Here is an 11,039-nt window from a genome sequence, read left to right on the forward strand (position 1 = left end):
TAAACCTCCTGTGGCAATATCAGACGTAGCCGTATCTGTCTCCATTATGGTCAAGCCTGCAGGATTGTCAAAACCTGACTATTTTGGTTGGTTTTGTGTCGAGTCGAATCGTTGTTCTGGCAATGACAGCGATAACATAGGCTTGCAAGCTTCTCAACGCATTCTGAGCGGCAGCGACTTAACAAGTTGTGTATCATAGCGTTTTAGGACAGACCGACTGACGAGTACGCAATGAGCAAACAGACCGTTCTGACCGGTATTACCACCACCGGTACCCCGCATATTGGTAACTATCTGGGCGCCATCAAGCCCGCCATTGAAGCGAGCGAAAACCCCGCTTTCAACAGCTACTTCTTTCTGGCTGATTTCCATGCGCTGATCAAGTGCCAGGAGCCTGACCGGGTCGCGCGTTCCACCCGTGAAATTGCGGCAACTTGGCTGGCATTGGGGCTGGACACCAATAAGGCGACTTTCTACCGTCAGACCGACATTCCTGAAATCACAGAGCTGACCTGGATTCTGACCTGCCAGACCTCCAAAGGGCTGATGAACCGTGCCCATGCTTACAAGGCCTCGGTGGATGCCAACCGTGAGGCCGGTAAGGAAGACCTGGATGACGGTGTCACCATGGGTCTGTTCAGCTATCCGATATTGATGGCCGCCGACATCCTCATGTTCAATGCCGACACTATCCCGGTGGGCAAGGATCAGGTGCAGCATATCGAGATGGCGCGTGATATCGCCGGTCGATTCAACCATCAGTTTGAGCCCCTGTTCACCCTGCCGCAGGCGCAGGTGGATGAAGAAACTCAGCTGATTCCGGGGCTGGACGGCCGCAAGATGTCCAAGAGCTATAACAACACCATTCCATTGTTCTGTTCGTCAGATGAGCTGCGCAGGCTGATCAATCAGATCGTGACCGATACCCGTGAGCCGGGTGAACCCAAAGATCCGGACAATACCCTGATGCACCTCTATCGCTGTTTTGCGACCGAAGCGGAAAGTGCCGCCATGCGTCAGCGGTTTATCGACGGGATCGGCTGGGGGGCTGCCAAAACTGAACTCTTCGAGTACCTGGACGCCCAGCTGTCTTCGCCGCGTGCCCGTTACAACGAACTGATGAATGACCTGGGTGAAGTGGAAGCGGTACTGCTCAAAGGCGCTGAGCGTGCGCGGGAATATGCAACTCCGTTTCTCGACAAGGTGCGCCATGCCGTCGGTATCCGTTCACTGACCGATACCAGCACTACACAGCAGCAGAAAGTGGCGAAAGAAAAGGAAAAGAGTGAAGAAGAGATTGCCCGTGTCGAGGAAGGGCGCCGTCGTGCCATCCTGATGCAGATTCGTCCCCTGCTGGAGCAAGTGGAACAGGCTGAAGACAAGACCGCTGCAGCGGTAGCATTGGTCGCTGAAAAGTCGGCTGAAGTTGAAGCGTTGAAGAAAAAAGCACGTCAGAAGGCTCAGAATGAGCTGGATCTACTCAAGGAGGAGCTGGCGGCCTATCTCTAGCCCCCTTCCCATATCTCTTCCTGCGTGACCTGAAACAGCCTTTCCCGACCGGAAAGGCTGTTTCATTTCCGCTGTCCTCTCTTTGTCATCAAATGACAAAGAAAGCCTCACGCACTTGTTATATTCCGCCATTAGGCTATGCTTATTGTAATAAAACTACAAAATAAAACCAACAGGAGGAAGAGCATGGATATTCAGGTAAAGGCAGAAGAGCGGACTATCGCCATTCTGGGTGTGGATGGCGAAAATTTCGTTGTCAGCGGCGTGTACAAGGGCACCGCACGCAAGCCAAGCTCTTATATCGTAACCCGCAGCAGTGACCGCAGTGTCACTGTACGCGACCTTAGCACTTTCCCGAGCCATCAGCAGGTACGCGAATTAATGAGCTGATATCGACACCCGATTCAGCAAGAGAAACTGCCGCCTTGTGCGGCAGTTTTCGTTTGGGTGTGGTCAGGAGAGCTATTGCACCGTTTCGTTATCGCTGAACATGCCTTCAAACAGAATTGAAGACAGGTAGCGTTCACCCGAATCAGGCAGAATGACTACAATCTGTTTGCCTGTATTGGTTTCCAGTTCTGCCTGACGCAATGCTGCCGCCAGGGCGGCGCCACAGGAAATACCGCACAGAATACCTTCTTTCTGCATCAACTCACGTGCGGTTGTGATCGCATCTTCATTGCTGACCTGCTCAACCTTGTCGACCAGTGAAAGGTCCAGGTTCTTGGGTACAAAGCCGGCACCAATACCCTGAATTTTATGCGGAGCAGGTTTGACCTCATCACCAGCCAGGGTTTGCGTAATCACGGGGGAGTCGACAGGTTCAACTGCGACGCTGATGATCTGTTTGCCCTGAGTGCGCTTGATATAGCGTGAGATGCCAGTCAAGGTGCCACCCGTGCCGACACCGGCAACCAGCATATCAATCTTGCCGTCGGTATCGCGCCAGATTTCCGGGCCGGTGGTTTTCTCATGGATGTCCGGGTTGGCCGGGTTCTCGAACTGCTGCAGCATCAGGAAGCTGTCCGGGTTTTCGTCCACCAGTTGTTGGGCTTTTTCGATTGCGCCTTTCATCCCCTTGGCCGGTTCGGTCAGCACGATTTCGGCTCCAAGGGTCTTCATCAGTTTGCGTCGCTCCAGCGACATGGAGGATGGCATGGTCAGCATCAAGCGGTAGCCCTTCGCGGCTGCGACAAATGCGAGCGCAATACCGGTATTGCCACTGGTCGGCTCAATCAGAGTCATGCCGGGCTGCAGACGGCCGTCCTGTTCTGCTGCCCAGATCATGCTGGCGCCGATGCGGCATTTGATCGATCCGGCCGGGTTGCGCGATTCGATCTTGGCGTAGAGATTGCCGGCTGGCCAGAGATTTTTGAGTCGTACCAGCGGTGTGTTGCCGATCGTCAGCGCGTTGTCTTCATAAATATTCATCAGCTTTTCAACTCCATGACGGCTTGAATCAGGGTCAGCAGGCTACTCCAAGCTTGCTGACAACAGGTATAGTTCAGTGTACCGCTGACTGCGGTAAAATGTGAGACGATTTTTTCATATCTGTATAAAGATACGATTTCTAATGCCTTGGGGGTATATATGCATTGGCTGATGCGGCAACTGGCACCTTTGATCGCCTGGCTGGCAGATCGCCTGTTTCATTTGTCCCTGTTCAAGCGGTCCCGTCAGCGTCACCGGCTGGTCATGCGGCTGTTCCGGTTTGCTGCGGACAATGGCAGCCAGCGGGCACTTTCGGTATACGGTCATCTGCTGCACTTTCGCGGCGAAGATGTGGCCAGCCGCATTCAGGGTGGGATCTATCTGCAACGTGCGGCTGATGCCGGTGATCCCAAGGCACAGTATCAAATGGGCAGAATCTTCGAGAATGGATTCGAGCATTACTTCACGTCTGATCTCGGCAAGGCGTTACATTACTACCGCCAGGCGGCGGAACAGCTTCATCCTCTGGCTATTCGACGCATGATTGAGGTTTACGAAGAGGGCGCCCTGGGTGTTGCCATCGACCCGGCGCGGGCCAACTGCTGGCGTCAGCGCCAGCACCAGGTGCCCTCGGTCGAGGCGCTCAGCGTGTCGTCAGAGTCGCGCTGAAGCTCAGCTCCTCTTCACTTTCGGCAGGGATTTCCATCTGCCAGCTGGCAGATGCACCGCTGACCTGTGTAGTTGGTTTGCTGGTGAGTGTCAACTTGAACGGCAGTGGAAAGTGAGCAGTCAGGTCCAGAGGTTTGCTCTGTTCCGAGCGGTTACGCACACTGATCCGGTACTCCACCTCATAGCCTTCAAATACCTTTCTGAAGCCTGTTTGGACCTGCTCGATCCCCAAGTCAAAGGCTTCACCCATAATCACTCTGACCTTTTCGCCTGCGGCGGTTGCAGGTACCTGAGTGCCCCCCACAAACTGCAGTTGGCCGTCGGCATCAGGCCGGAACACTCGCGCCTGTCCGCTGGGCAAGGGCAAGCGTGATCCGGATGTGGCCGGTGCGGTGAAATGCAGCTCAGTCAGAGCCTGATCCAGCTGTGGCGGCATCTGTTGATGGGCGTTCACCTGAAGTGCGTAGGTGTATTGAATGCTTGCGGGCAGCTGGGTGTTTGGAATCAAGGGTACCTGTTTCTGCTGCTGATCTTGCAGGTTGTGTAGCCCGGGCAGGGTGTAGAGGTGATAGTCCTGTACCGATCCAGTTTCAACTCCGCTGCCTTTCATGTCGGCTACGGCCGAGCGCATCAGCATGACTTCAGGTCGAGTCTGTTGAGGCTGGTTGACCTGTCCCGCCAGCAGCTTGATGTTTGCCTGGGGCCAGGCCAGGCCGCTGTGGTTGTTCAGAGTGGCGAGGCCTTCCAGGTCCAGCTGTTCACCAGCACTGTCGAGGGTCAGCAGGTAGTCCATCTGCCAGCTGAGGCCTTGTGTCAGATAGCTGATTTCGGCTTCGGCCGCATTGCGGGTGCCCTTGGTGCGAAATGAAAGGCGTGGCTGTAACTGATAGTTGGGACTGTCCGGTTTTACAATCAGTCGCCACTGGCCCTGGTGCAGAGGCAGGGTTTCGATCTCTCCTGCTTCGTTTGCTATCAGTGCCGTGTTGCCTTCAACACGCAGCAGACGCACTTCGGTGCGTGTTTCGGACCCTGTGACGGGGTTGAAGCGGGCGAGGGTAATTGTTTTGCCCATTTGCGTCTGCAGCAGGCTGCCAAGACTGAGCAGGTCCTGTTCCAGGTTTTGCTCCAGAATCTGGCCCATACCGCGCAGTTTAAGCGTTTGAGCCTGCATCTGTGGGCTCACGGCTTGCAGCAGAATCGGGGTATCAGCCGGAAGTGCCGGAACCTTGCGCTGTTCCTGAACCAGTGCGAGGTTCTGCTGGTACAACGTGAGATCAAGACGGGTACGGCTGTCGTCCGCAATACTGATCTCGTCGGCAGCCTGTACCAGTGGGCTCACAAGCAAGCCACCGACCAGAGCGGTGGACAGAGAGAGTTGTCGAATGATCATGGGGGCTCCTGTTATTGCATGCTGGCCGGCAGATCCAGGGCAACCCTGAATCCCCAGCTGTTGCGGGAACTGGTGGCGGGGTGACGGTAGCGGCTTGCCGGGCGAGCGACCCGAGGAATGTCAAACCATGAGCCACCGCGCATGACTCTGTGTGTGCAGTCGCTGGTGCGCGTGGCGCTGCCATCATTCGGCGCGTTGCTGTAGTCGGGCTGGTAGCAATCCAGCACCCATTCATCCACATTACCACTCATGTCATGCAGCCCCCAGGGGTTGGGCTTCATCGAGCCGACCGGGGCTGTCTGCTGACCACCCCATTGGGTGTCACAGCCATCACAGACGGCATATCCCTGGCCCGGCTGGTTGCCCCACCAGTAAATCGATTCGGTCCCTGCGCGTGCGCTGTACTCCCACTCGGCTTCTGTCGGCAGTCGATAGGGTTGTCCTGTCTGTTCGGCCAGCCAGCGGGTGTAGGCATTGGCATCATTCCAGCTGACATTGATGACCGGCCGGGTGCCCCGTCCCCAGCCTTCATCATCCGGCAGGGGACGGCCGGTTGCGTTGGCAAAGCGGTCATATTCCTCGAAGGTGACCTCATGACGGGCCAGGGCAAAACTGCTGCTGATGAGAACTTCATGGACCGGGCGCTCGTTGTCATCTCCGTTACCATGCAGATCGCCCATGCGGAAGCGTCCGGCAGGAATGACGGCCATTTGCGGACCGCGACCGCCTTCCTGAAGCTCATCCTGAAACAGGGTCAGGTTGTCGACGGGGCGATTGGCCTCTCGCAGGGCACTGGCCGACTCTATGCCGGGAGATGGTTGCTCTCTGACGGGTTGCTCTGAGGCCGTGCGCAGCTGCTCCAGTTCCTGCAGTTCCTGTTGTTGGCGCGCGTGAGCCAGTTCCAGCGATTCAAACGCGGCTCGTAGTTCACGGTTGTTTTTCATCTGTGTCAGGGCCTGTGAGCTGATCGCATCGAGCTGCCCCTGATAAAACAGCAGTGCCAGCCAGAAGCCGGCTACGAGGCCGAGCGCAAAGATCAGGCCGCGCCTGGACCAGCGTCGTACCGGCTCGGGCAACTTTTTGAATGAACGCAGCCGATCGATCAGCGATGCCATACCGGTTTCCGGCTTTTCTTCTGCATTACCAGTAGCTTCGTCCGGGTGTGGCTCTGCTTCTGCTTTCACTCGGGTCTGCGGGGCTGGGGGCTTCTGTGTTGCTTCAGTATCCGGCGCGATTGCGGGGGGCGGTTCGGGTTGCGTTTCAGCTGCAGACCCTGGTTCCGCTGTCGCCGCGACAGGCTCTGCCTGCGTCTGCTCCGGCTGAGTGGCTACTGCCTGGGATGGCGCTGCTGGCGGAGGCTCACCGTTTTCACTGCTGCTGTCAGGGGCTGGCGCGTCGTCAGCAGCCGCATTCTTGCTGGCTTCCGTTTCCAGCGGAGCGGGACGTTCAGCCGCGGGTTCGGCTTGAGCCGGAGCCGTTTGAGTTTCAGCTGTCGCTTGGTCGGCTACAGGCGCGGCACCGGGTACTGTGATTTGCTCCTGCTCAGGAGCGAGTGTCTCTTGCTGTGGTTCACCAAGGCTCTCACTGCGCATGTCCGGAATCGTACTCTGATCCGGGCTGCTCTCGGTGGCAAACAGCTCCCGCACCAGTGCCATGCAACTGGCTGGACGGGGTTCTATTTCAGGGCTCAGGGCATGAGCAAGGCAGGTCCATTGTGCTTTATTCAGCCCACCTGGGGCCTTGAACTCCTTGCGATAGCGAGCCGCTTCACCATCGGCAGGCTGAAAGGCACGCTTGCCGCTGTACAATTCCCAGGCGATCAGGGCCAGCGCGTACACGTCTGATCGGGCGGTCTGGTTCTGTGGGTGAAAGGCTTCGGGGGCCTGATAGCTGGGGTAGTCCGGCTGCTTCGGCAGCAGGGTAAGCAACGGATCGAGAATGCTGCGCCAGCCAAAGCCAGTCAATTTGACGCCGCCGCCTGCATTCAAAAAGATCAGGTCTGGTGCCAATAGTGAGTGAGGCTTTCCCTGTTTGAGCTGGCCACTGTCCACGGCTTTAGCCAGCTGAATCAGCAGCCCCTGTTTCTGGCGATCATTGAGCTTGCGTGCCTGATTGCGTTGAAAAAGATCAGAGAGAGTTTGCCCGTCAAGGTGTTCCAGTGACATGAACTCCAGCCCGCGCCAACTGAAATAACCGTAGCAGGTGGCGATATGAGGGTGGCGCAGTGCCGAGCGCAGCTTCGTAACCAGCTTGCGCATCTGGTCGGCAACTCCGTCGTGGCGAACCAGCTCAGGGCGCAATATAAGCAGGCTGACTTCAGTGCGAGCAGCCGTGGATATATCTTCGGCCAGCCAGAGACTGCCCATAAAATGTTCGCGCTGCTTGCTGATCAGCTGAAAACGATGATGGCTGGGCCCAATGACCAGCTCTTCCTTGAGGCCTGCGTAGGCGGTTTCGATCGGGTTAGCCATCTTGATACCGGGTCCTTGCTGCAAACATCCTTATCATAGCCGACATGTGTGTGGCTTACAGCTGTGAGCTACACACTGCCTGAATCAAGCGCTGGTATCGAGTGGGTCAAATGACTTGACCAGCTCGTCTACCGCTTTCATTTGGGCCAGGTAGGGCTCCAGCTTATCCAGCGGCAGGGCGCAGGGGCCATCGCATTTGGCTTCGTTGGGGTTGGGGTGTGCTTCGAGGAACAGACCAGCGATGCCCTGAGAAAGGCCGGCCCGTGACAGTTGCGCCACCAGGGCACGACGGCCGTCGGCAGAGTCCGAGCGTCCACCCGGCATCTGCAGCGCGTGGGTGGCATCAAACATGACCGGATAGCCGAACTCCTTCATCACGCTGAAGCCAAGCATATCCACGACCAGGTTGTTGTAGCCGAAGCTGCTGCCGCGCTCGCACAGAATCAATCGATCATTACCGGCTTCTTCACACTTGTGCAGGATATGTTTCATCTCCTGCGGCGCAAGAAACTGGGCTTTCTTGATATTGATCACAGCTCCCGTTGCGGCCATTGCACTGACCAGGTCGGTTTGGCGCGACAGAAAGGCCGGCAGCTGGATGATATCGCATACCTCGGCGGCAGGGGCGGCCTGATGCGGTTCGTGCACATCGGTGATAAGCGGCACGTTGAAGGTGTTTTTTACCTCTTCGAGAATTCTCAAGCCTTCATCAAGACCCGGGCCACGAAAAGAGTGCAGAGAGGAGCGGTTCGCCTTGTCGAAAGATGCCTTGAATACATATGGAATGCCCAGCTTTTGGGTGACTTCAACGTAGTGTTCGGCGATGCTCAGAGCAAGATCACGCGACTCCAGTACATTCATGCCTCCAAACAGAACCATCGGCTTGTCATTGCTGATCTCGATGGAACCGGCACGCACAACCTTCTGCTGCATAACACCCTCTCGTTACTGGCGAATCAAAACGAGGATTATAAGCCATTCGAGGGAAAATGTGCCGCTTGATGCGCAATCCACTCCAGGGCACGCTTTTCGGACTTTTCAGCAGGTGCCTTGCGCTGGTAAAGCGCAATCTGGCACATCTGCTCAAGCATGCGAGCTCTGAAAAGCTGATCCTGGGTCAGAAAAGCGAGTTTCAGTGTGTAGTGATCGCCCTCATGGGTACATTCAGTGACGAGAGCATTGATGCAAAAATCAGATGAAAGCGCCGGGGCGCTGATGCGCAGCCATTCACCACTGGGGTGGGGGCCTGGCGCCTTCAGGCTCAGGCCCAGTGGCAGGAGAGAGGTGCAGTCGGAGGGGGCTTTATCCAGCGGCAGCAACCTCAGCTCTATCTGATCCGGATGTTGCAGGTAGCGTTGTGGATTATGCATGATCCCAGCCTTTTGAACGGGTACAACGGGTCTGTCGGCCTCGATACCTGTATCTTGAGTGCTATTGCTTCATCCTGCCAGCAAAACCTCAAGAAAAAGCCAGAAGGCGACACCGGTCAGTGACAGGCACCAGACAGATATCCAGCGGTAGCGCCGCATCAAACGCTCTTCATCGTAGGTCGATAAGAGGTACGGCTGACGCCGGCTTTGTGAGTCTGTCAGTACATTCATGCTGGGTAGTTGGTGCAACTCGCGCTGCTGCGCCTTGGCTTCTTGAAGGGCTTCTTTCTGAGCCTGCTGCCACTCCTGAAGATCAATCTGGCCATCGCCATTCTGGTCAAAGCGCTCGCGCAGCTGATCCGGGTTCTGCTTCCAGTCGCGCAAAAGATCACGGGCGGTGGCTTTCATATCCAGTTGATCGCGACCACCGCCCACTGTGTGGAAACGCCCCAATGCGTAAAGTTGTTCATGTTCGAAAATCAGACTTTCGGTATAACGGTAGTGACCACTGACACTGTTGCTGGTCAGAATCGCGGCAATCCCTTTAGCGGAAAGACCACTGGCATTAATGGAAGGAAGTTCAGTGTTGCCGCGCCAGCTTTGTTTGTGCAGCGTTGTCACTTCGGCGCCTGCTGGATCGACCAGGCAGGTGTCGGTCCCATCGTTGATCTGAAACCAGCTGTCGGAGCGGCCACTGCGGACGGTCTTCCACTGCTTGCGTTCGCCCCCGCTTTGCTTCTCTACCTTGTAGGCATACCAGACACAGGGGCGGCCCGACAGTGGAGCGCTCAACATGCCGTTTTCACCGGCGATCACATGACCGATCAGCTCCACATACCCTTGCGGCGCTGACCGGATACGTGCGGTAGGGGTGTCTGCAATCAGGCGGTAGTGGCCGAGTTTGCGAAACACGAACCAGAGGGCCACCAGAGCTGCCAGTGCCAGTGCAAGCAGGGCGATCAGTCGTTCCGTGGAGCCCAGGGGTCCGATATCCAGAAGCATGGCTTAGTTGAACAGCTGCTTCATGTCGACATCAGCAAGCTCTGCCTCGTCAAACTCAAGCAGCTCGGCCGCCTTGAAACCGAAACGGCGCGCAATGATGACATCGGGGAATTGTTCGATACGAACATTCAGCCGGTTAACCGAGTCGTTGTAATACTCACGGCGGTCGGCGATGCCGGATTCGAGTCCGCTGATGCGGCTGTGCAGATGGTGAAAGCTTTCGCTGGCTGTCAGCTCGGGATAATCCTCGGCAACCGCAAACAGGTTGCCGAGGCCCAACCGCAGCTGGGTTTCAGCCTTGCCCAGTGCACCGACGTTGCCCTCTTCGCGGGCGCTGGCCACCGCCGAGCGTGCCCGCATGACCGCTTCCAGGGTCTGCTGCTCATAACCCATATGCTGTTTGCAGGTTTCCACCAGCTTGGGCAGTTCGTCATGTCGCTGCTTCAGCAGCACATCGATGTTGGCCCAGGCGCGCGAGACGCCATGCTTGAGCTGAACCAGATGGTTGTAGATCGAAATGAAGTAAAAAACGGCGACGGCCAGAACGACCAGTATGACAATCAGCGATATATCCATGTGTGAGCCTCGGACATGTTCCTTTGGCTCACACTATAAACGCAATTCGGAAACGCAATCCAGTTCGAGTTGAAACCGGGCCTGGTTCAGATACTGCCGCCGCCGATTATTTCCACGACCACCGTTTTGATCAGGAAGGCGACCAGCCCAAGGCCCAGTGCAAAAAACAGAATGAAGGTGCCGAACTTGCCGGCATTGGATTTTTTAGCCAGGTCGTAAATGATGTAGAAAATCGCTGCTGCGAACAGTACCAGGCCAACGTTGAGCATGATGGCTTCGATTTCTGCCAGACGCATGGACGTATCTCCAGAATTTTTAAGTTGTATAAATTATGCATGATTATGAATTGGATAAACACCGAAACTATGTAGGGGAAAACGGTGCTTTTAGAGCAGATCGTCCTTGCCGTAGACCTGTTCCTGCCATTCAGGGCCCAGCTCCTGCTCGATAAAGTCGCGGATAAACTTGCGCACCATCTGGGAGGGGGTAACGTCCTGCTCATTGCACAGGCGTTCAAAGGTGGCTTTTTTCTTGGGATCGATCAACAGGGTGAGGCGGGCAGTACGGTTTTCCATGAAGCAGTCATTACCTTAAAGTCGAGTATATGTTAATCATGTTAAC

12 protein-coding genes are annotated in these 11,039 nt (G+C 56.1%); 3 read left to right on the top strand and 9 right to left on the bottom strand.

Annotation, left to right across the window (positions count from 1 at the left end):
* Nucleotides 1-231: 231 nt before the first annotated feature.
* Nucleotides 232-1,509: a tryptophan--tRNA ligase gene (locus CFI10_RS06755; protein WP_206840785.1), complete on the top strand. Its 1,278-nt coding sequence runs from the start codon at nucleotides 232-234 to the stop codon at nucleotides 1,507-1,509.
* Between the two features lie 186 nt (nucleotides 1,510-1,695).
* Nucleotides 1,696-1,899, top strand: a complete 204-nt coding sequence (locus CFI10_RS06760; protein WP_242530142.1) for a hypothetical protein — start codon at nucleotides 1,696-1,698, stop codon at nucleotides 1,897-1,899.
* 72 nt (nucleotides 1,900-1,971) lie between these two features.
* Here the strand turns inward: CFI10_RS06760 and cysK are convergent, their stop codons facing one another.
* A complete protein-coding gene (gene cysK / locus CFI10_RS06765; protein WP_206840787.1) occupies nucleotides 1,972-2,940 on the bottom strand; it encodes a cysteine synthase A in 969 nt (322 codons plus the stop codon).
* Between the two features lie 159 nt (nucleotides 2,941-3,099).
* On the opposite strand from cysK, the gene CFI10_RS06770 reads away from it, so the two are divergent.
* Entirely contained in the window at nucleotides 3,100-3,609 is a 510-nt protein-coding gene (locus tag CFI10_RS06770) for a tetratricopeptide repeat protein (RefSeq protein WP_206840789.1), read from the top strand.
* Here the strand turns inward: CFI10_RS06770 and CFI10_RS06775 are convergent.
* The 8 genes from CFI10_RS06775 to CFI10_RS06810 form a co-directional block, all read right to left on the bottom strand.
* Nucleotides 3,584-4,999, bottom strand: coding sequence for a DUF4139 domain-containing protein (locus CFI10_RS06775; RefSeq protein WP_206840791.1), 1,416 nt, complete (start codon nucleotides 4,997-4,999; stop codon nucleotides 3,584-3,586). The two genes, CFI10_RS06770 and CFI10_RS06775, sit on opposite strands and share 26 nt — an antisense overlap.
* A gap of 11 nt (nucleotides 5,000-5,010) precedes the next feature.
* Nucleotides 5,011-7,470, bottom strand: coding sequence for an SUMF1/EgtB/PvdO family nonheme iron enzyme (locus CFI10_RS06780; RefSeq protein ID WP_206840793.1), 2,460 nt, complete (start codon nucleotides 7,468-7,470; stop codon nucleotides 5,011-5,013).
* A gap of 84 nt (nucleotides 7,471-7,554) precedes the next feature.
* The gene (gene kdsA / locus CFI10_RS06785) at nucleotides 7,555-8,403 is read right to left on the bottom strand and encodes a 3-deoxy-8-phosphooctulonate synthase (protein WP_206840795.1); all 849 of its coding nucleotides are present in this window, start codon (nucleotides 8,401-8,403) and stop codon (nucleotides 7,555-7,557) included.
* Nucleotides 8,404-8,438: 35 nt separating this feature from the next.
* A complete protein-coding gene (locus tag CFI10_RS06790; RefSeq protein WP_206840796.1) occupies nucleotides 8,439-8,840 on the bottom strand; it encodes a hypothetical protein in 402 nt (133 codons plus the stop codon).
* Nucleotides 8,841-8,909: 69 nt separating this feature from the next.
* On the bottom strand, nucleotides 8,910-9,842 hold the full coding sequence (locus CFI10_RS06795; RefSeq protein WP_206840798.1) for a GIDE domain-containing protein: 933 nt from the start codon (nucleotides 9,840-9,842) through the stop codon (nucleotides 8,910-8,912).
* 3 nt (nucleotides 9,843-9,845) lie between these two features.
* Complete coding sequence (locus CFI10_RS06800; protein WP_206840800.1) at nucleotides 9,846-10,418, bottom strand: LemA family protein; 573 nt, start codon at nucleotides 10,416-10,418, stop codon at nucleotides 9,846-9,848.
* 86 nt (nucleotides 10,419-10,504) lie between these two features.
* The gene (locus tag CFI10_RS06805) at nucleotides 10,505-10,714 is read right to left on the bottom strand and encodes a DUF2788 domain-containing protein (protein WP_206840802.1); all 210 of its coding nucleotides are present in this window, start codon (nucleotides 10,712-10,714) and stop codon (nucleotides 10,505-10,507) included.
* Nucleotides 10,715-10,804: 90 nt separating this feature from the next.
* A complete protein-coding gene (locus tag CFI10_RS06810; RefSeq protein ID WP_206840805.1) occupies nucleotides 10,805-10,993 on the bottom strand; it encodes a CopG family transcriptional regulator in 189 nt (62 codons plus the stop codon).
* Between the last annotated feature and the right edge of the window lie 46 nt (nucleotides 10,994-11,039).

Source organism: Marinobacterium iners (assembly GCF_017310015.1).
Lineage (GTDB): Bacteria > Pseudomonadota > Gammaproteobacteria > Pseudomonadales > Balneatricaceae > Marinobacterium > Marinobacterium iners.

Excerpts from the sequence above, each read along its gene's own strand:
- CFI10_RS06775 (WP_206840791.1), bottom strand. The coding sequence starts at position 4,999 with ATGATCATTCGACAACTCTCTCTGTCCACCGCTCTGGTCGGTGGCTTG.
- CFI10_RS06810 (WP_206840805.1), bottom strand. The coding sequence starts at position 10,993 with ATGGAAAACCGTACTGCCCGCCTCACCCTGTTGATCGATCCCAAGAAA.
- CFI10_RS06790 (WP_206840796.1), bottom strand. The coding sequence starts at position 8,840 with ATGCATAATCCACAACGCTACCTGCAACATCCGGATCAGATAGAGCTG.
- CFI10_RS06760 (WP_242530142.1), top strand. The coding sequence starts at position 1,696 with ATGGATATTCAGGTAAAGGCAGAAGAGCGGACTATCGCCATTCTGGGT.
- kdsA (WP_206840795.1), bottom strand. The coding sequence starts at position 8,403 with ATGCAGCAGAAGGTTGTGCGTGCCGGTTCCATCGAGATCAGCAATGAC.
- CFI10_RS06770 (WP_206840789.1), top strand. The coding sequence starts at position 3,100 with ATGCATTGGCTGATGCGGCAACTGGCACCTTTGATCGCCTGGCTGGCA.
- CFI10_RS06780 (WP_206840793.1), bottom strand. The coding sequence starts at position 7,470 with ATGGCTAACCCGATCGAAACCGCCTACGCAGGCCTCAAGGAAGAGCTG.
- cysK (WP_206840787.1), bottom strand. The coding sequence starts at position 2,940 with ATGAATATTTATGAAGACAACGCGCTGACGATCGGCAACACACCGCTG.
- CFI10_RS06755 (WP_206840785.1), top strand. The coding sequence starts at position 232 with ATGAGCAAACAGACCGTTCTGACCGGTATTACCACCACCGGTACCCCG.
- CFI10_RS06795 (WP_206840798.1), bottom strand. The coding sequence starts at position 9,842 with ATGCTTCTGGATATCGGACCCCTGGGCTCCACGGAACGACTGATCGCC.
- CFI10_RS06800 (WP_206840800.1), bottom strand. The coding sequence starts at position 10,418 with ATGGATATATCGCTGATTGTCATACTGGTCGTTCTGGCCGTCGCCGTT.
- CFI10_RS06805 (WP_206840802.1), bottom strand. The coding sequence starts at position 10,714 with ATGCGTCTGGCAGAAATCGAAGCCATCATGCTCAACGTTGGCCTGGTA.